Origin of the sequence: uncultured Bacteroides sp., assembly GCF_937912035.1 — a bacterium.
GTDB lineage: Bacteria > Bacteroidota > Bacteroidia > Bacteroidales > Bacteroidaceae > Phocaeicola.
This window is the reverse complement of sequence record NZ_CALDPF010000031.1, coordinates 34,666-54,286: the sequence shown is the minus strand read 5'-3', so window position 1 is coordinate 54,286 and position 19,621 is coordinate 34,666. Positions and strand designations below refer to the sequence as shown.

Sequence of the window (19,621 nt, the reverse complement as noted above, 5' to 3'; positions counted from 1 at the left end):
GTTTTGTACATCATACAAATTATCAAAACACTGATAATCAGCATATAACGCTCGCATATTGTACATTATAATGTCATTATCATCCTGAAAAATCTATATATCTTTGCACTAAGAAACAAAAATATAGCCAAACAAATCATGAAAAAAACATTATTGACTATTATTACGGCTACAGCTTTGTCGTCATGCTGTACTGTTTTTACCGCATCGAAACAGAACGTCACGTTCATGGCTCCAAACGGAACCAAAATATATGATGCGGAGACTAATATAAAAATTGCTGAAGTGGAAAAAGAAAACATGGTGACCACTAAAATAAAAAAGAAGGTTTCGGACAAACAGCTGATTGCACGAAAAGCCGGATACTCTCCTACTCCTTTCATGCTGGAAACGGCATTCAATCCTTCTTCTTTATGGAACATTCTTTTCTGGCCCGGATTCCTGGTTGACCTTGGTACGGGAAAGATGTTCAAATGGGATAATACTATAATAAATCTGGAACTGGAACCTGAGACAGGAACCGAAAAATAAAAAGGAACTAGACTAAACTTAACTAAACTGCATTTTTTAAAACTAAACCAGACTTAACTAAACTATTTAAATTATGATGAAATCAATTACCAAAAGAGTTTTCAGCTCGGTGATGATGTTATGCTTATTAACTACTACCGGGCTGAATCTGACATCGTGCGAGCAGGAAGATTCGAAAGACCTGGGCGATGCTCCTCTGTTTCAGAATTACATGCTGGCAGTGGGTAATAATGGTGAAACCGTGGCATACGCCGCATTCTCAAAAGAGAGAAATGACTTTCTGAAACCTGTGAAAATGACAGGAGAACAGAAAATCACTGTAAACGGAAAAAACATGAACTATAACAGACTGGATAAATTCCATACAGTGGCATACAGTTATTCTTTAAAGCTGGACAACAACGTGAAAGAGGCCGAATTTTCATTTGTTCGTTTCAAGGACAAGATACTGACCAACAAACTTGCAAAGGACAATTCACTGGCTCTGATATTGCCAGAGGAACTAAAGACTCTGGAGGCAGGAAAAGCGGTGAACTGGAAAGGTGCTGCTAAAGCTGCTGACGAGACAATGGAGATTATGCTTGAAAAAGCCAACAAAAGACAGTATCTGCAGCATTTTGGCGAAGTGACTGAAGACGGAAAAGGATTCGTATTCCAAAGTTTGCCTGAAAAAGGTAAATATAAACTCACTGTCAGAAGATATAAGTCTGTTCCTACTGTACAGAACGACCGTACAGCGGACGGAGAAATGTTTTTATGCTACTATGACTCACGCATTATAGAAATAAAATAACAAAAAGCGAAAAAACCACCCAACATTAATACTATAATAAAAATCTCCGGGCAAACATTATTGACCGGAAAAAAGAAAATCCTGCTTACAGTTTCTTTTGGATAAAGAACAACTGAAGCAGGATTTTATTTTGTAAAACTCCAGAACTTATTCTGAAGATTATTTTATATTTGATTCTTCAAGCTTATATCCGAACTTCTTGTCGGCAATCTTAAGAGCAAACGCTACCAGTAAAGAAAGTACGGCAAAACCTGTGAAAATACACATAGGGAGTGTGTAATCGTATAAATTAGTGCCTGAAGCTGTCTTTCCGGTGATACAATAATTATCAAGAACAAAACCGATAAGAGTCGGCACTCCCCAAAGACCGATGTTCTGGATAAAGAAGATAAGCGCGTATGCTGTTCCAAGCTGGTGAGCCGGGAATATCTTTGCAACCGAAGGCCACATTGCTGAAGGTACGAGCGAGAATGCTATACCCAGAACTATCATAAGGATAATGGCTATATATGAACCTGTAACGAAAGGTAATGCATAGACGAAATGAACAAATATCAGCATAGCAGCTCCGAACATCATGATTGATGCAGCCTTTCCACGTCTGTCGACCATTCCTCCAAATACCGGTGTCAGAATCAAGGCACCCAGGGCAGGAAGACCAGCAAAGAATCCGGCTACATTTTCATCGATACCGTATTTTGTAATCATAAGTTCTGATGCGAATTTCTGGAACGGGAATACACAAGAATAGAACAATACGCAAAGCAAGGCAATAAGCCAGAATCCGGGATTTGAAAGTATTGTTGCCACATCCTTGAAAGAGAACTTTTCGTCGTCAGAAGATTCGTCCTTGATTTCTTCCATCTGAGTGTCAAGCTTTTTGTCAAGAACAGAAAATGAGAAGAATGCTATCATACCGCCAACGAGACACACAAGACCAATAAGAACCGGTGTTGTAAGCTCGAACGAACGTGCCACAGGGATAGCTACAGCGTATGCGGCCTGTGAACCGACACGTGCCAGTGCGACCTGAACACCCATAGCTGTCGCCATTTCCTTACCACGGAACCATTTGGCAATCATCTTTGTAACAGTGATACCTGCAACTTCGGCTCCCACTCCAAACACCGAATATCCGGCAGAAGCTACAAAGACATCGGCCTTATAACCAAGGATTGTATCGGCAGTTCCAACCATGCTTGTCATGGCATAATATTCAAGTCCGGTACCTACCACCATAAGTATGGTAGCCAACTTTCCTGTGAAACGTATACCGAATCTGTCAAGAATCAGTCCTCCCCATATTAGCATAAGGCAGAATACATTCAGAAAGCTGTAGGCTCCAGTGTAGATACCGAAATCACTACTGGTCCATCCAAGACCGTTTTCAGACGGTGATGCCTCTAGCATACTCTTAAGAGGCGCAACCACATCATTTACATAATATGCAGCCATCATTGTGAAGGCCACAATTGCCAGAGCACCCCAACGCATGCCCCACGAATCGTTTAACTTTTTCTTTACCTGTTGTGTCATTTTATGTATATTTATTTATCATTTTTCGAAAAAACTATGCAAAGATACACATTTTCTTGCATTTAGGAAACAAATACACATTTATGCCAGAGAAAGAATAAGCAATTGTGCCGTTAGCACGCGAAGGAACATAGTGAGCGGATAGACAGTGGCATAACCTACTGCCGGCGCATCGCACGACGTCTGGTCGTTAGAAAATGCAAGTGCAGGCGGATTGGTAGTAGCTCCAGACAAGACACCTATCAGCGTATAATAATTGAGTTTGAAGACATAACGTCCGACAAGTCCGGCAATAATCAAAGGCACTACAGTGATAATGACTCCATATCCTATCCATACATATCCTCCACGATGAACTATAGTGTCAACAAATCCGGCTCCGGCTCCCAAACCTACACAGGCAAGGAATAATGAAAGACCTATCTCGCGGACCATTAGATTGGCACTCATAGTGGTATAAGTTATCAGCTTGTACTGAGGGCCAAAACGGCTGATCAATATAGACACAATAAGCGGACCTCCTGCCAAACCTAACTTAACAGGCTGAGGGATACCCGGGAAAACAAAAGGGATACTACCAAGAATACATCCCAAAGCTATACCAAGGAATATAGGAATAAGATTAGGATGATTAAGTTGCTTCAAGGAGTTACCGAGAACCTTTTCTGTCTGACCTACAGCCAGCTCGCTACCGACAATCATCACACGGTCGCCAATCTGAAGCTGCAGATTAGGTGAAGCCACCAGATCCACACCTGAACGGTTTACTCTGATAACATTCGCTCCAAAACTGTTTCTTATCTTAAGCTGGGAAAGCATCTTGCCGTTTACTTCCGAACGGGTTATAACGACACTTCTAGTTACAAGGTCGGCTTCTTCATTGTCCCAGTTCATCTCTACCTGACAGCCAAGAAATACTGTTATGGCATCAATATCAACCGGAGCAGATGTAAGAAGAATCTTGTCATTCAAATTCAATACAGTATCGGCACCTGCCATTTCCACTGTTCCTGTATCTGCATGATATATGTGTGAAACAACGAAATATCTCTTTACAAGAGGATGTATATCACGAAGTTTCTTTCCTATTACTGACTCATTGTGTATCTCGATAGTAACAGGGCGTACAGTCAGTTCCTGAAGATGTCCCAAACCGCGTTTGGCAGCAGTTTCTTCCGTGTCAAGCTTAACGCGAAGAATATATCTCAAACCCCAGAGAGAAAGGATACAACCTATTACACCAAGCGGATATGCCACAGCATAACCTAATGCTATTTCGGGAGCATCAACACCGTTAAGGTCGCTGTTTGCCTGTTGCGCGGCACCAAGTCCAGGCGTATTTGTTACGGCACCGGAAAGTATACCCACCATAGTGGTAATTGGTACACCTGAAACAAAATGAAGCACTATTGCAAGAATCACACCAGAGAAAACAACGGTCATAGCCACCATATTAAGTGTAAGGCCTCCTTTCTTGAATGCGGAAAAGAAACCTGGACCGACCTGCAGACCTATAGAATAGACAAACAGAATAAGTCCGAACTCCTTGAGAAAATGAAGCAGGTGTTCATCGAGATTCATATTGAAATGTCCGAAGATAATTCCGACGAAAAGTATCCATGTGATACCTAAAGAAACACCGGCCACCTTTACCTTACCAAGCGCAATACCTATCGTTATTACCAGCGACAAGATAAGTACGGAGTGCGCCACTCCCCCTCCCCATAAATTGGGATAACCCATAAACAGGTTTTCAATCAATTCCATAATTATAGTTTTTTATTGTATTAAATTTTCATAGATTTTGAATTACGGGGGGCAAAGGTAATAACAATATCTCTATAAAGAGAATATTTGTGGGAGAGAATTCTTTTTGTGAAAAGGGATAATGACAGATATTTTATGATTTGCGAAGTGTATTAAGAATTTCGCTCATTGCATCAATGTCAGAACATATCCTTTCCACTACATTATCCAGACTTTCATCCAGCGATATAAGATTCTCCAATGTCTCGCTGTCCATATTCCTAAAGTTAAATTTCTTATGGAGATTTCCATAGGCCAGATACCATCCACGCTGGTCTTTCTCATAAAAAGACATTTTAAAGTTCGCCATCAAATCATCATAGTCCTTGTAATCTGTTATTGGAACGTAGTCACACTTTCCATTTCCGGTATTCTCAATATTTTTCTTTCTGGCAAGAAAGCCGCATTTTACAGGAGTATGCATTCTGACAGCATATAAAATATCAGAATCTTTATAATCTCCTATTTTAAACTCAAATCCGTAGTGATTGTCCCTGTTGTTTCTATAATAGTTTTCTACCATATCATCAGAAGCAATAATATAATTGCTGTTTTTAGGGGCAGGAGCTACTTTATAGCCTTTACCTTCCATCTTTTTCCTAAGATTATTCCAGAACTGTTTCTGTAAAGATATTTCACTTAGTTCTATTGCTTTTTTCAGTGTAGAAATATTTCTGATATACTCATTATTGCCAAGTATCAACTGTTCAAGTTCTTTTTTCATTTCACTATGCATAGTCTGGTTGGTAAGATATTTTACTAAATTAATATAATGATTTATAGCTTCGCATATCATAGGCCTGCCGGACACCTCAACCTTACTCTTGCATTTCTCAAGCCATTGCAATATATCCTTTTCATATGAAAGGATATGATAGTTTACACTTTGCACTAACTGTTTCTTGTTTTTATCATTACCGGTTGTCTTATCTTCATCGTGAACGTCACCGAATAATGACAGATATATCAACCTATACTCTGTTTTCAGGCTTTCGGCATAATTATAATATCGCCTTATCTGATTATTCTGGTCTGATGCATAAATTTTATTTTCGATAATTATACATTTTCCGGAAGAATCCATTATATGTATATCTATGCGACCGCCTGTTTCATCTGTGACTTCTCCAATATACTTTTCACGCTCAACTATAGCATTAGCCGATTCGAAATTCATATTCTTAAAGACATCCATTTCAAGAAACAGCTTCAGAAAAGCATCTCCCATCCTGTGTCTTCCTTTAGGATTAAGAAGATCAGCGATAAAAGCAGAATGCACGCCCGTTTCATTTGATGTCATATCAATTACCTGAAATATATTATAATACTCACCGGATAGAAGCTCCCGGTTAATATATTTTTCAGATATTTTGCATATTTGTTTCAATAAGTCTTCCATACAGATTCTCCTTTTATCAATGGTATAAGAATATTCTCTATAACCGTATTATCCAGACGGTGTCCTCCATCAAACCATATGGCATTATCATAATGAGAAGTATATTCATCAAACCCGTTTACGAGAGTGTCATTTTTCCCAAACAAGGCATAGGTATATTTTCTGTCAAAGTCCGTAATATTCTCAAACTGACAGGATTCTAGTTTCTGATAGGCATCGCACAGTTCAGGAGTTATTTCAAAATGAGTTTCTCCATCTTGACGTGGATTGAGAAACTCCTGTGTGCCGATTATGGTACGCATAAACTCAGAGACATGGAAAGCTGGATTGACCAATATCCTTTTATATCCCTTTAGTAACTGTGTGAACATTCCTCCCATGGATGTTCCGACAATAATATCCGGATGCTCTATTTCGCATAGTTCTTTCAGCATAGAAAAAGCTTCTTGTGGATTTACTGGCAGATCCGGAGATAAAACCTCATATTCGGGTAAAAGTTTTCGTAAAGTTCCTGCTGTAGCGGACATACCTGAAGAGGACAGTCCGTGTATGTATAAAAGTTTCTTGGAGGGCTTTTCTTCTGACAAATTCTTCTTTATAAAACTTTCTTTAAACATAATCTTTCAATCTTATTATTTTCACGTTTTATACAATTATACTCATTCCGGTCAATAAATTTCATTTTACAGGAACTTTTTTCAAAAAAAACTTTTAATAAGAAGCCTTGAAATTGAAGACCGGCCTTATAATAGTCTCTATATCAACTGAATCAAATATATTCTGTATGATTTCATCTTTAGGTTTATACACCATAGGAGATTCGTCTTTTGTTTTTTCAGTTATAGTCTCACTATAGATGCCTGACATAGAATCTCTGAAATCACTCAAACTGATTTTATTGATAGCATCTGTACGGCTCATTATTCTTCCGGCGCCATGAGGAGCTGAGAAGTTCCAGTCTTCATTGCCTTTTCCAATACAAATCAAAGAACCGTCACGCATGTTCAATGGTATGATACATTTTTCACCCAGTCTTGCCGATATTGCACCCTTTCTGATTACATCATCATCACCAATATAATTGTGTACACTCTCAAAAGACTGAAAATGCTCTTCAAATGAAACAAAACCTTTTCCAATGATAAAATCCATAATCAAACTTACAATCAGTTTCCGGTTTATCATTGCCCAACGCTGGCAGATATGCATATCATGCATATAGTCTTCCCTAAACTGACCTTCCAAATAGCATAAATCCTCCGGTATGATCAGCTTGTGCGGCTTAAATGATTTATGAAGATTTCTGATAACATCCTGCAACTCGTCTTTTCGTCCGGCAAGTTTATACTCTTCAATTATACGGTTTTTCTCTTCAATAAGATTATCCCACCCGGACTGACATTTAATAGCCAGTTTCTGATAAAAATCTGCCACCTGCTTCCCTAAATTGCGGCTTCCGGTATGCACAACAAGGTAATAAAGACCGGATTCATCTTTGTCCAGTTCTATAAAATGATTTCCACCACCAAGCGAACCTATGGATTTATATAATCTACGAGCTTCCTTCAATTCACGATAACAGCGTAGCTGCAATATCAATTGCTTTGCATTCTGATACAGTTCTGAATACTTTCCAGGCAATGCCAGATAGTTTTCATCCCTAATGTCACGCCCTGAAGGAATAGCATGGAGGATATATTCATTCAAAGCGTGGAAGTCTATAGGATTGCAGCACGAAAATGGCTTGACAATCATACCACATCCTATATCTACTCCCACTATGTTAGGAATCACCTTGTCACCCAGGTTCCCTGTGAAACCTATCACACATCCTGCTCCGGCATGAACATCCGGCATAATGCGAATTTTACAATCACTAAATACACCTATAGACAGCAACTGCCTGATTTGTTCTATAGCATTATCTTCTATATTCTCTGTGAATATCTTTACATCATATCCTTCTATCATCTTCATAAGATTATCTCTAATTACATTTGGTGAATATATCAAGTCGGAAAATATTTTTCTCTATATTGGAGTCATTATACATTCCCCATTTTAAATTGCTTTCTTTACTCAAATTCTGTATAATACCATGAACAGTCTCATCCAAGAAAATTCCGACCGTACCATCATCAGTATCATTATTATTAAAAGTGATCAAAAGAATCATATTTGAAATATCATCATCAGAACTATATTTTGAAGGAAGATACTTAGATAAATTACTTGACTCTTGTCTTAAATAGTTTATATCACCTAATAGTGAGAAATATTCGACATACCTGGTATCGGAATTATATTTTAAAAATGTACCCACATCATAAATATCAAAACATAGTATGCCACGGTTAACGATTGAACCTATAAGATTTTTAACAAACTCAATCACTCTCCTATTCCCTTCCTTAAACAATCCGGATATTGTATCGCATGGTAAAGCATCATAATCTACCACAAAGATTCCATCTATCAGTTCTTCCAGACTATGTAATAAATCTAAAGCGTTTCTCCTTTTCTCAATACCTTCTGATGAATGAGGCAATGTGACAACAAGCAATTTTATCTTGGTTCCCATTTCAACAGATTTCTGAAGAAAAGTTTTTATGCAACCCTCACCGGTACCTCCTCCCAAACATACGATAAAACATGATACAATTTCACTTATAATTTTATCCAAACCTTGTAATGTCTTTTTACATTCCGACTCAGCAAATCTTTTATTTTTTCCACTTCCCAGTCCGTCAGTACCTATAAGATATTTATGCGGCAATGACAGTTCTTCCATTTCTTTTCTGTTCATGCCAAACACGTATAAATATCGTTTTAAGAATTCATAAGACTGCATTTCATTTACTATCCTTCCGGCTCCACCTCCAATACCAATTATAGAGACAATGGACTTATTTTCTTTTGGGAAATAGAAAGGCTTTGTTGAAGTTGTATTTTCTTCCATGCTTAAATGTCTTTATTTGAAAATCAGAAAAGCAGCAGAAGAACTGATATTCTTCTACTGCAATCATGTCTGTGTCAACACTAATCTAATTTCTTGAAATCAAAATCATTCTTACTGCAACAGGCTTTCTGATAATCAAAGCCATACATACGCATATAAGCCTCCTTCAGTTCTTTCGCTCCATTATAAAATGGATCTGAAGTGTGGGTTTGGGTAGTTACAGTCACTTCCATTTCAGGTGTCAGTACTGTCCCGTTTGTTCTCTTTACTCTCTTAGGAGTTACTCTGAATACTCTTGACATAAATTCATTTTTTAAAGGTTATACATTCTGTTATTAATCTTTGATTTGCCAAAAGTATATATGCGAATATGCCAAATCGAGGGATAGGGTGAAAAAAAATCTTTCCTATATAACAGTCAAATATTGTATAATAAATTATAATAAAACCTTTTTATATTCTTTATAGTCATTAATACATCGTTCCAATTCCATTACCAAATCTTCAAGTGTACTTATCTGATTAACATCAATAACCAATTTATCAGTAAAAGGTGTTTTCATATCTGTAAGACAAACATCTCCTTCATACATATCGATTCTTTTACACCATTGCCAGCTAAAATCATATAAGACTGATTCATACATATATGCAAACCTTATATTCCACCCCCAAAAGAAATCACAGCCATTTAGTCTTTGATTGGTGTATATTCTACCATCCTGCTTATCGTTACAAGATATCGTTCCTCCATATAATAAAGACAGCATATTATTTCGGTTATTCGCTATTATATATTTTTTCCAATCAGCCTTCACATTATATGGATATAAAACATAATTGTCGTATTTCCAATTTAAATAACATCCTTTTTCAATGTCATCTAAAAGTTTTGTAGTTACAAGTTCTTCCTGCACTTTAGCTTCGAGATTCATCAATGACGAATGATAATCAGTATCAACTTCAATATTGTCAGCAACCAATATTTCATGAACAGGTCTTTTCCACTTGTTATCCAACAAGAGATTTCTCCAAGAATTTTCATCATTGTCAAAAGTCATACCACAGAATAAACTCCAATCAGTAAATCTACTAATGAAATACCTAAGCAATAGGGAGTCTTTTTTGTAGGCTCCATCAGGATTAAAATACTGAAAGGCATTATCTGACTTTTTGTCAAAACTGTTCCAATTCCAATTACCGTTTTCATCACGGAACATAAAACGTATAGCTCCATTAAAGAAAGCATACTTTTCTGATGAAATAATTTTACTTTCCCAGTTTATGTCTTCAATAATTTTTTTTGCCTTTTCACGCTCTTCATTCAGCTGTTCTGATGCAGCATTTGATTTTGTCTGCTCATCGCTAGCCAAGAAATTATAAATATCATGACTATGTGAGCTTAACTCATCAATCAGTCTCAGACTACCTATCATTGCTTCAATACTGTTGACATTTCCATTCTCCACTAAATTCCAAACTATACGCATCCACTGTTTGAAACTTTTTTCTTCGTAGGCTCCTTCTTCAAAATATCTACAGATTGCATGAAAGACAACCCTTTGCGGTTGCGTTATAACTGTTATAGAACCTTCCCTATATTCAGGGATAAATTGGAAATCATTTTGCCTATTCCATATTGGTAAAAATTCTTTTTGTATATCATCCAGTCTTTGATTCTCTCTTTCTGATAAAAATGAATGAAAATGTTCCAATGTTGTCCGCAAACTATCCAGTATTTCCCCAAATGACTGAATCTTATATACCTCAAAACTTGTATATTCAAGTGCAGTATCATTTCCTTGATTACCATATAGATATGTAAAACTCTTATTTTCTTTAATTTCATCGGAGGTGCCTAATCCTAATACGACATGATTTAATATATAACGGTTTAAAAATGCAAAGTATATTTCATCTATTCTTTTTGATTTGGAACGGTTTCTCCAAAATATGTCTGTCCATGTGGTATCCATTTTAATTGGTATTCCATTTGATCCATCCATTAGATTGTTCCACCAAACATTGTCGGGTTCACATATAACTTGTTCCTGAATAAACCCTATTAAATCAGCCTTAAAATTTTCAAACATCGTCAGCTGTTTTCCACGGGCATTCATTTTAATATATAGATCATCTGAAAGACCGAATTCTTTGAGAGGTAAATAATAGAATACGATTGGAGAGTTTGTCGTTAACTTTAACCAATAGTATCCCATCTCTTCATTACTCACATTTTTAAAGAGTTCTTCTATACCGTCGATAATATCCTCACCCTTTTTATTACGTATTTCTGTACCTCCCAACATTCTTAGCATTGACTGAATAGTAGGGTCCTGTTTCCATGCAGAATAAAACCATGTTTGGTTGGTTATAAACTCAACTATGCCTTTCCGCTTACCATCATCTGAATTATCAAATGATTCAAAATTGCTTCCATCGCACAAATGCTCACAGAATTCGCGAGATGAAATTCTTGTCTCGTAAGTAAATCTCTTCAGTATTTCTCCGACTTCTTTCAATTTGCCAGTTCTTAATGCTATATACCAGTGCAATAACCATAATGTGGTCAACCGCTGCTGTCCATCCAATGGTTGCAATTTTCCGTTTTCTACAGAACCATATACAAAATCAAGTTTTAATTCCGTGTCATTGTTATTTCCATCTAAGGCATTTTTCAGGCTTGACAGAAAACATTGGCGCAAATATTCTTTCCCCTGTCTTCCCTGTGCATAGTCACGTTGTATAATTGGCATCTCTATTTTATTCTCTTTAAGGAAGTTCCAAAATGTTGTCTTATTGTCTGTCATAAACTATTCCTCCAGCTTTTTTATACAATATTCTATATCTTTTAAATAACTCTGTGCATCCTCTTTTGTCCAATAGTTATTATTACCGGCTGTTGCTGAATAATATTTCAGGAAAACCTGTTTGGTACATGGCGGAACAAACGATGAAGAACTATTTTGCTCATCTGTCATAGTTAATTTGCCATCTTTTGTCAGTTTGGGTATTGCTATAAGTTTACCCTTATCTTTACCGATAATAACCCTACGCTTACCAGAGAAGATAGAATTTCCATAACTTCGGTTTGTGGAAGAATCAAGCAAAGAATAATTCCAAAGCTGATTTTTCTCTTCTTGTGTCCATTCTACATTGACAGAAGGGATTTCTTTCTTTATCTTTTCAAACAATGAATTATTATTATCTGATGAATTAAAATATTCCTGTATATTTTTTTGCAATTCGTCCCCTACGCTTAGATAAATATTCAGCAGCCACTCTCTCTTAGATTCAACATCATCTTCCGGGTTGGTTGTATTTGAGTTAATATGCTCAACATCCCAGTTTTCTGATTTATAAAGGTGGAATGGGAATTTATAGAATGTTCCAAGTCCATATTTCTCATTATTCTGCTGTGTATGATTCTGGTTGATTACTGTCTGAATATTGTGAAATAATAAAATGGGCTTACACTTCTTTTTATTACTTCCGTCTTCATTATATAGATGATTCAATTCAGGACATTTGTCAATTATAGTTTTTATCTCTTTCTTGAGATATTGGACAAACAACTTCTTTTCAGTCTGCTGGTTCCATTCATGAAAAAGTATTTTTACTATATCACTTCCTTTACTGTCTATGAGAAACCCGATATAATGAAATAATTCAATGTCATTAAACCATTCCTCAAAAGTCTGATAATACCTTTTTACTGTACTCCAGCATTTAGTAATTTTAGAATTTTGCCGATTATCGTTCATTTCTGTCTGCACATCAGACTTAAAGTATTCATAAAAATATCGGAATGTTCTATAGTCATCTGTTCCGATATTTACATTATAATCATTTAAATCCAGATCATTGGCCTCACATATCAACTCAAATATAAAATCGATTCTTGTTGGACGTTTATAACCTTTCTCATGTAAAAACAGCCAGAACTCATTATTTTGTAATGTGTATTCTATCTTGTCCCACTCTGAGGCTATTTCTTGTTGACGTAACTTTATATGTTCGTTTCTGTTGGCATCAAAGTTCATTCGATTTAAAAATAAAGCTTTGATTAGTTCAGAATTTGTGAGTGAAATTTTACCTATATTTAGTCGAGTAAATACCTTTATCGGGTCTTCATCAACTGATTCGTACCAGATAAAATACACCCTTTTCAATAGTTTCTTTTGTAAAGACATACGTAATTGAGTGTCTTTTTTTTCAAGCCATTTTTCAATAGTTTGCTTTGCCTTTGATATATGAAAATAGTCGATATTATCCTCGTTGATATCCAAGTTTCCTTTTAAAAAGTCCTCACTTTTACATCGCGTCTCATATTTCAAAGAATAATTTCTGTCTGATATTCCCAAGCATTTCATAAGAATAAAAATAGTGGTCAATCGTTGTTGCCCATCTATCACCTCCCATGTCCCTTTGAGATAATCATAGACATCATTGATATCTTTTGCTTCTTCTTTTATCTTTTTAAATACATCTCCTCCACGTTGTTTTACAACTAATGGCTGCAAGCAATAAAAGCCATTAATATCATTGAATTCATTGATATCATTCAACAAATCATTAACCTGTTGGTCTGTCCACCTGTAGCCTCGTTGATAATTTGGAATGTAAAAGTTCATCCCACAAAGTTCTGTGACACTCTTAAGTTCAATTTTGTTGTCACTGAGTTTACTTCGTTCAAATGTTTGATTCATAGCTTTTTTATTAAAGTTCTTTATTATTCTAAGTTTTCTGTTACATCATACATTTCCCTCAAAAACAGCCTGGCACACATCTCGGCATCAGCCCCTGCACGATGATGTGTTCCCATGGGTATATCTAACTGCCCACACAAATAATCAAGGGAGTTACATGTAAAGGAATAAAGCTTGCGAGCAATCTGTAAAGAACATATCCATCTCAATTCAGGCAGATGTATGCGATAAAGTTCAGCTGAACGCTGCAGGCAACTTCTGTCGAAAGATACGTTATGAGCAACAAAAGTATCGAACTCGTCAAGGTATGTACGTTCTATTTCTTCCCATACCTGACGGAAATCAGGAGCATTCACTGTGTCCTGAGGACGAATACCATGCACTTTTATATTATAATAATTATAATAGTTATCTTCAGGGCGCACAAGCCAGGAACGAGTTTCGGCTACTTCTCCATTCCTCACAACACAGATACCTATCTCACATATAGACGTACGCTTGGAGTTGGCAGTTTCAAAGTCTATTGCTATAAAATTTATATCTGATTTTCTTTTCATTTAATCATTTTCTGTAATACAATAATATTTTTTCCGCAATCTGACACATTCCCTCTTTAAGCCACTGAGGCTCGATTATTTCTATCTGATCTGTCTGCTGTAAAAGCATTTGAACAAAGTCATAATTAGGTCGTACTTTGAACTCGAATGTAATTGACTCATCATCTGATGTTATTTCACGTTGTGATTCGTGTATGGGCAATGTACATAAATATTTTCTTGCCCATCCATATGCTTTAATAACCACACGCTCTATATCATATTCTGCATCGGTTATTATACCTACGCATCCATCAAAATATTTATTAATATCAAAGGTTTTAGGAATCTCGAATTTCGTATCTGTTATGGTCACACTCTTTATTCTGTCAAGTGCATAAGTTCTCATATCCTCTGAATAGACAGACCATCCTATCAGATACCAACGACGATTATACACCTTAAGATGGTAGGGTTCTACCAGAAATGTTGTTGGATGTAACCTTCCGAATCCCTGATGACTTATCTCCACCACAGAATTCTGCCGCATAGCCTGAAGCAAAATCTGTAAGTATTTATTCCCAGATGGGATTTTCTCAAACGAAATGCGTTTTTCTAATTTTCTATCTGCCTGAAGCTGGTTTAATGTGGCATATGAGTCTATCAACCATGAACGGAAAGCATCTCCCTCCAATAAATCAGCATCTTCAATATAATATCCATATCCGCGTTTGGCATCGCAGGAAATGATTATATCAAAGATTGTCTGAACTGCATCTTTATGGTTCATGAATGTTTTCCATGGAAGTGGCTTACCGTCACCAAGACCACAGTTTTCCCACTTTTCGCTTATTTCCTTGAATGTGATATATGGATGGCATCTGATTAAGTCCACAAGCCATACATATCGACCAAATTTGTTAGCTGCCATTAGTATTGTATTTTTTAAGTTTATGTTTTGCTACAAAATTATAATATAGCCTATGCCAAATTTAGTCATATATATAGAAATATCAAACTAATTATAAAAAATACAATTCTCTCTATTAATATACAATAAAAAAGTGCTGCAACTTTGTCACTATGACAAAATTGCAGCACCGAAATTATCTGAGTAGTCTATAGATTACTTACGCTGTCCCAATTTATCATCCAGATATAGAATACCTGAGTGATCGCCGCAACGTTTCAATTTATCAACTATACCCTGAGCTGTTGCTTCTTCTTCAACTTGCTCGCGAACATATCCCCACAAGAAATCCTGTGAAGCTTTGTCTTTAACTTCGGAAGCGATGTTTACAAGATCGTCAATAAGTTGTGATACATGGCATTCGTGTTTGTAAACATGTTCGAAGACTTCAAGTGGACTACCCCATCCCTGAGGAACAACATCTATTTTGTCAACTTTAGCCTCACCACCACGCTTCATAAGGTAATCAGCCAAATTATATGCATGATCAAGTTCTTCCTGTGACTGTTTTCTCATCCATGAAGCAAATCCGTCGTAACCTTCTTTCTGAAGATAGAAAGACATTGAAAGATAAAGATTAGCTGACCACATTTCGGCAGTAATCTGCGCATTGATTGCGTTCTGTAGTTTTTCTGAAATCATAGTTTATAAATTTAATATATATGTTGATTATCCTATAACAAACTCCATGCCACAGTAAGCCCTGCCATGACTATGGCAACCATACTCATAAGCTTTATCAGAATGTTCAGACTCGGTCCGGATGTATCTTTGAAAGGATCGCCTACTGTATCGCCAACTACCGTGGCACGATGTACCTCACTTCCCTTTCCACCGAAATTACCTTCTTCAACATATTTCTTCGCGTTGTCCCATGCTCCTCCTGCATTTGCCATGAATACCGCAAGCACGAAGCCTGATGACAATCCTCCAATAAGAAGACCTATCACTCCTGATACTCCGAACAAGAGTCCGGTAACTATTGGTGCTACTATTGCTAATACTGAAGGGAATACCATCTCACGCTGAGCTCCCTTGGTAGAAATCTGTACGCAGCGCGCATAATCAGGCTCTGCCTTACCTTCGAGTATTCCTTTTATCTCGCGGAACTGACGGCGCACTTCTTCAACCATGTGGGCTGCAGCACGACCTACGGCATTCATTGTGAGACCGCAGAACAGGAATGCCATCATACTGCCTATAAACATTCCGGAAAGTACCTTAGGATTCATGAGAGTTACATCATAGTATATCATGAAATCGGTGAAGCTAGCATCATGTATAGCTACACTTATTCCGTTTGGCAACTCAAGAACCGTATTACCTATTCTCTCAAGACCTATTCTAATTTCTTCTATATAAGATGCAAGAAGAGCCAGCCCTGTAAGTGCTGCCGAACCTATTGCAAAGCCTTTTCCTGTGGCTGCTGTAGTATTACCCAAAGAATCAAGTGCATCTGTACGCTTGCGGACTTCTGCTCCAAGACCACTCATCTCGGCATTACCTCCGGCATTGTCGGCTATTGGTCCGTATGCATCGGTGGCAAGTGTTATTCCAAGTGTAGAAAGCATTCCTACTGCTGCTATACCTATACCGTACAAGCCCATACCAATGTTGGAAAGATCGAATCCTGAAGCAAGCCAATAGGACAATATAATTCCGGCCACAACTGCTATAACAGGTATAGTAGTGGAAACCATTCCAAGACCTATACCTGAGATAATGACTGTGGCAGGACCTGTTTTTCCACTTTCGGAAAGTTTCTGGGTTGGCTTATAAGACTGTGATGTGTAATACTCTGTGGAACGTCCGATGATTATACCTACTATCAGACCTACTACTACTGCAAACGAAATGTTTACCCAATTTTTCATGTCGAGCATCCATAAGATAAAGAATGTGGCAATTACTATGAGTATTGAACTGAGGTTTGTACCCACAGAAAGAGAGTTGAGCAGATCCTTCATTCCGGCATCTTCGCGTGTACGTACTGCAAAAATTCCTATTATAGATAGTATAATGCCTACGGCTGCGATAAGCATAGGTGCAATTACTGCCTTAAACTGCATTTCAGTATCACCAGTACCGATAAAAGCTGCAGCACCAAGAGCAGCTGTGGCAAGGATTGAACCACAGTATGATTCGTACAGATCAGCACCCATACCTGCCACGTCGCCTACATTGTCGCCCACATTATCAGCTATAGTAGCCGGGTTACGCGGATCATCTTCCGGTATTCCCACTTCCACCTTACCTACAAGGTCTGCACCGACATCGGCAGCCTTTGTGTATATACCTCCTCCAACTCTAGCAAACAGAGCTTGCGTAGATGCTCCCATACCGAATGTAAGCATAGTGGTGGTAATCATACAAAGTTTAGCCGTAGGATTTGCAGAATCGGCATCTATAACTCTGTCAAGGAGGATATACCAGAAAGAAATGTCGAAGAGACCAAGGCCGACAACCACAAGCCCCATAACAGCACCGCTACGGAAAGCTACCCTAAGACCTCTGTTCAGAGAAGTACGCGCGGCATTGGCAGTACGTGCAGAAGCGTATGTAGCTGTTTTCATACCCAGATAGCCTGATAATCCAGAGAAGAAACCTCCTGTAAGAAAAGCCACAGGAACCCAGTGGTTCTGGAGATTGAAACCGTATGCCATAATGGAGAATAATATCACCAGGGCGATGAAAACTATAGTAACAACCTTATACTGCTGTTTCAGATATGACATTGCTCCCTGACGAACATGCAATGCTATCTTCTGCATCTGAGGTGTTCCTTCGCTTTCTTTCATCATCTGCCGGTAGAAATACCAGGCAAGTACCAAAGCCAGAATTGAGGCTACAGGCACTATCCAAAATAATCCTGTTTCCATAAGAATATGATTTTAAGTTTAATCGCTTTTCCCAAATATAACGATTATTTTTTATTTAGTGAAATATACATGAAATATGAGAAAGAAAAAATGTAAAATAATACACCGAATAACAATATATCAGATATAAACTGATAGTATTCTTAAGATTATTTCCATATTTACTGACAGTAACAACAATAAAGAATATAATGATGAAGAAACAGGATATGAATATTGCAACTGCTATCATGATTATGATACCGGCAATAGCTGTTATCATAGCTGCAATAGTACAAACGGACATTACTTTAGGTGACAGTCTTCTCAGATATTCACTTGCAATTGTACTATTCAGTCTGTTCTATGACAGTACAATAAGAAATATATTACGAGGGACAGCATTAATATTAATAACTATTTCAATAATCAGCTGGCTCATTTGAGAAGAAACAATAAAAAAGGCGCCATCCAGTTGTCTGTGAATGCCGCCGACCATCTAAAGAACCCCCCAATTAAGGGTTCTTTTCATCTCTTTGTTTTTCAAGTCTTACGTTATCCCTTTGCTTACTTTTTACCTAAAACTAATCCTAAAACCTATTAAAACCTAATCCTAAATCCTGAAAACTAAAAAATCTCTCTCTCTTAACCTTAATCCTTAAAAACTAATCCCTTGAAAAACCTCTTTACCTTTAAACTAATAACTTTAACCTAATACCTTAAATAATTACCTTAAGTCTAATCTAATACCTTAATATTTTGTGTTACTTATAGTTTTATAAGTCTTACTGGTTTCACAACCACGATGCAAAGGTAAGGGTAAAATTGATAAAAACAATGTTTAAGAACATGTTTTTAACAAAATAACTGCTTTTCTTGATTTATATCATTTATTGAGCATAAAAACATTGTGTGCGATAACGGTAAATATATCATTTTAAATGAGCGCATGTATCAGAAGAACTATAAAATACATACATAACGCCAGTTTTAAGACTGTACCTAAAAGAAATCCTACAAGTGCACCGGTGCCTGAACGCAATGCTGATTTCATATCGGCATCACCCATAAGTTCGCCTGCCACCGCCCCGAGAAAAGGTCCTAAAAGCAATCCCCATGGCAGAAAAAACAATCCTACCACAGAACCAATAAAGGCTCCCCAACTCCCCCATTTGGTTCCTCCGCTGTATTTGCTTCCCAAGACAGGAATAAAATAATCGATAACCTGTGCTACTATAACCAGAAGTAACAGTATAAGAATCTGTGCAGTACTAAACTGAACCCTATCAGTGAAATGAAGTAACAGAAAACCTATATACGAAACGGGTGGACCTGGAAGAGCCGGAAGAATACAACCAAGAAGACCGACAACCATAAACAATATCGAAAAAATAATCAATACTATATCCATATATACTAGTTTTTAAATTGAATAATTAAAAAAGCTGCCCTCCGACTCACGTCGAAGAACAGCCACAACACAAACACAAAATAAAACACGACAAAACTACTATATCTGTGGTT

General features: G+C 37.2%; 17 protein-coding genes. 3 read left to right on the top strand and 14 right to left on the bottom strand.

Annotated features, from left to right (window positions below; translation table 11 throughout):
- Positions 1 to 138: 138 nt before the first annotated feature.
- Together Q0486_RS05865 and Q0486_RS05860 are read left to right on the top strand one after the other, a co-directional pair.
- On the top strand, positions 139 to 531 hold the full coding sequence (locus Q0486_RS05865; protein ID WP_299231153.1) for a hypothetical protein: 393 nt from the start codon (positions 139 to 141) through the stop codon (positions 529 to 531).
- Between the two features lie 73 nt (positions 532 to 604).
- A complete protein-coding gene (locus Q0486_RS05860; RefSeq protein ID WP_299231151.1) occupies positions 605 to 1,324 on the top strand; it encodes a hypothetical protein in 720 nt (239 codons plus the stop codon).
- Between the two features lie 159 nt (positions 1,325 to 1,483).
- On the opposite strand, the gene Q0486_RS05855 is transcribed toward Q0486_RS05860, so the two are convergent.
- From Q0486_RS05855 to Q0486_RS05795, 13 genes are all read right to left on the bottom strand, one after another.
- Positions 1,484 to 2,860: an MFS transporter gene (locus Q0486_RS05855; RefSeq protein WP_299231149.1), complete on the bottom strand. Its 1,377-nt coding sequence runs from the start codon at positions 2,858 to 2,860 to the stop codon at positions 1,484 to 1,486.
- 81 nt (positions 2,861 to 2,941) lie between these two features.
- Positions 2,942 to 4,627, bottom strand: a complete 1,686-nt coding sequence (locus Q0486_RS05850) for a putative transporter (RefSeq protein ID WP_299231147.1) — start codon at positions 4,625 to 4,627, stop codon at positions 2,942 to 2,944.
- A 133-nt stretch (positions 4,628 to 4,760) separates the two neighbouring features.
- The gene (locus Q0486_RS05845) at positions 4,761 to 6,065 is read right to left on the bottom strand and encodes a PD-(D/E)XK nuclease family protein (protein WP_299231145.1); all 1,305 of its coding nucleotides are present in this window, start codon (positions 6,063 to 6,065) and stop codon (positions 4,761 to 4,763) included.
- Complete coding sequence (locus Q0486_RS05840; RefSeq protein WP_299231143.1) at positions 6,050 to 6,682, bottom strand: YqiA/YcfP family alpha/beta fold hydrolase; 633 nt, start codon at positions 6,680 to 6,682, stop codon at positions 6,050 to 6,052. The genes Q0486_RS05845 and Q0486_RS05840 overlap by 16 nt, the downstream gene beginning before the upstream one ends.
- Positions 6,683 to 6,776: 94 nt before the next feature.
- Entirely contained in the window at positions 6,777 to 8,042 is a 1,266-nt protein-coding gene (locus Q0486_RS05835; protein ID WP_299231142.1) for an RtcB family protein, read from the bottom strand.
- A gap of 10 nt (positions 8,043 to 8,052) precedes the next feature.
- The gene (locus Q0486_RS05830) at positions 8,053 to 9,024 is read right to left on the bottom strand and encodes a hypothetical protein (RefSeq protein WP_299231140.1); all 972 of its coding nucleotides are present in this window, start codon (positions 9,022 to 9,024) and stop codon (positions 8,053 to 8,055) included.
- 80 nt (positions 9,025 to 9,104) lie between these two features.
- Positions 9,105 to 9,326 carry a DUF6140 family protein gene (locus Q0486_RS05825; protein ID WP_258323406.1) on the bottom strand — a complete coding sequence of 74 codons (222 nt, stop codon included), beginning with the start codon at positions 9,324 to 9,326 and terminating at the stop codon, positions 9,105 to 9,107.
- Between the two features lie 135 nt (positions 9,327 to 9,461).
- Positions 9,462 to 11,834, bottom strand: coding sequence for a DUF262 domain-containing protein (locus Q0486_RS05820; protein WP_299231137.1), 2,373 nt, complete (start codon positions 11,832 to 11,834; stop codon positions 9,462 to 9,464).
- Positions 11,835 to 11,837: 3 nt separating this feature from the next.
- Entirely contained in the window at positions 11,838 to 13,733 is a 1,896-nt protein-coding gene (locus Q0486_RS05815; protein ID WP_299231135.1) for a DUF262 domain-containing protein, read from the bottom strand.
- Between the two features lie 23 nt (positions 13,734 to 13,756).
- Positions 13,757 to 14,290 (bottom strand): 3'-5' exonuclease, encoded by a 534-nt coding sequence (locus Q0486_RS05810; protein ID WP_299231133.1) that lies wholly within the window; start codon positions 14,288 to 14,290, stop codon positions 13,757 to 13,759.
- A 4-nt stretch (positions 14,291 to 14,294) separates the two neighbouring features.
- The gene (locus Q0486_RS05805; protein ID WP_299231131.1) at positions 14,295 to 15,200 is read right to left on the bottom strand and encodes a WYL domain-containing protein; all 906 of its coding nucleotides are present in this window, start codon (positions 15,198 to 15,200) and stop codon (positions 14,295 to 14,297) included.
- Positions 15,201 to 15,395: 195 nt separating this feature from the next.
- Positions 15,396 to 15,881, bottom strand: coding sequence for a ferritin (locus tag Q0486_RS05800; protein WP_154044794.1), 486 nt, complete (start codon positions 15,879 to 15,881; stop codon positions 15,396 to 15,398).
- A 32-nt stretch (positions 15,882 to 15,913) separates the two neighbouring features.
- Complete coding sequence (locus tag Q0486_RS05795) at positions 15,914 to 18,118, bottom strand: sodium-translocating pyrophosphatase (RefSeq protein WP_299231128.1); 2,205 nt, start codon at positions 18,116 to 18,118, stop codon at positions 15,914 to 15,916.
- Between the two features lie 191 nt (positions 18,119 to 18,309).
- Here Q0486_RS05795 and Q0486_RS05790 point away from each other — a divergent pair, with 191 nt between their 5' ends.
- Positions 18,310 to 18,543, top strand: coding sequence for a hypothetical protein (locus Q0486_RS05790; RefSeq protein WP_299231126.1), 234 nt, complete (start codon positions 18,310 to 18,312; stop codon positions 18,541 to 18,543).
- Positions 18,544 to 19,034: 491 nt separating this feature from the next.
- Here the strand turns inward: Q0486_RS05790 and Q0486_RS05785 are convergent, their stop codons facing one another.
- Entirely contained in the window at positions 19,035 to 19,508 is a 474-nt protein-coding gene (locus tag Q0486_RS05785) for a DUF456 domain-containing protein (RefSeq protein WP_299231124.1), read from the bottom strand.
- Between the last annotated feature and the right edge of the window lie 113 nt (positions 19,509 to 19,621).

Excerpts from the sequence above, each read along its gene's own strand:
- Q0486_RS05865 (WP_299231153.1), top strand. The coding sequence starts at position 139 with ATGAAAAAAACATTATTGACTATTATTACGGCTACAGCTTTGTCGTCA.
- Q0486_RS05860 (WP_299231151.1), top strand. The coding sequence starts at position 605 with ATGATGAAATCAATTACCAAAAGAGTTTTCAGCTCGGTGATGATGTTA.
- Q0486_RS05855 (WP_299231149.1), bottom strand. The coding sequence starts at position 2,860 with ATGACACAACAGGTAAAGAAAAAGTTAAACGATTCGTGGGGCATGCGT.
- Q0486_RS05850 (WP_299231147.1), bottom strand. The coding sequence starts at position 4,627 with ATGGAATTGATTGAAAACCTGTTTATGGGTTATCCCAATTTATGGGGA.
- Q0486_RS05845 (WP_299231145.1), bottom strand. The coding sequence starts at position 6,065 with ATGGAAGACTTATTGAAACAAATATGCAAAATATCTGAAAAATATATT.
- Q0486_RS05840 (WP_299231143.1), bottom strand. The coding sequence starts at position 6,682 with ATGTTTAAAGAAAGTTTTATAAAGAAGAATTTGTCAGAAGAAAAGCCC.
- Q0486_RS05835 (WP_299231142.1), bottom strand. The coding sequence starts at position 8,042 with ATGAAGATGATAGAAGGATATGATGTAAAGATATTCACAGAGAATATA.
- Q0486_RS05830 (WP_299231140.1), bottom strand. The coding sequence starts at position 9,024 with ATGGAAGAAAATACAACTTCAACAAAGCCTTTCTATTTCCCAAAAGAA.
- Q0486_RS05825 (WP_258323406.1), bottom strand. The coding sequence starts at position 9,326 with ATGTCAAGAGTATTCAGAGTAACTCCTAAGAGAGTAAAGAGAACAAAC.
- Q0486_RS05820 (WP_299231137.1), bottom strand. The coding sequence starts at position 11,834 with ATGACAGACAATAAGACAACATTTTGGAACTTCCTTAAAGAGAATAAA.
- Q0486_RS05815 (WP_299231135.1), bottom strand. The coding sequence starts at position 13,733 with ATGAATCAAACATTTGAACGAAGTAAACTCAGTGACAACAAAATTGAA.
- Q0486_RS05810 (WP_299231133.1), bottom strand. The coding sequence starts at position 14,290 with ATGAAAAGAAAATCAGATATAAATTTTATAGCAATAGACTTTGAAACT.
- Q0486_RS05805 (WP_299231131.1), bottom strand. The coding sequence starts at position 15,200 with ATGGCAGCTAACAAATTTGGTCGATATGTATGGCTTGTGGACTTAATC.
- Q0486_RS05800 (WP_154044794.1), bottom strand. The coding sequence starts at position 15,881 with ATGATTTCAGAAAAACTACAGAACGCAATCAATGCGCAGATTACTGCC.
- Q0486_RS05795 (WP_299231128.1), bottom strand. The coding sequence starts at position 18,118 with ATGGAAACAGGATTATTTTGGATAGTGCCTGTAGCCTCAATTCTGGCT.
- Q0486_RS05790 (WP_299231126.1), top strand. The coding sequence starts at position 18,310 with ATGATGAAGAAACAGGATATGAATATTGCAACTGCTATCATGATTATG.
- Q0486_RS05785 (WP_299231124.1), bottom strand. The coding sequence starts at position 19,508 with ATGGATATAGTATTGATTATTTTTTCGATATTGTTTATGGTTGTCGGT.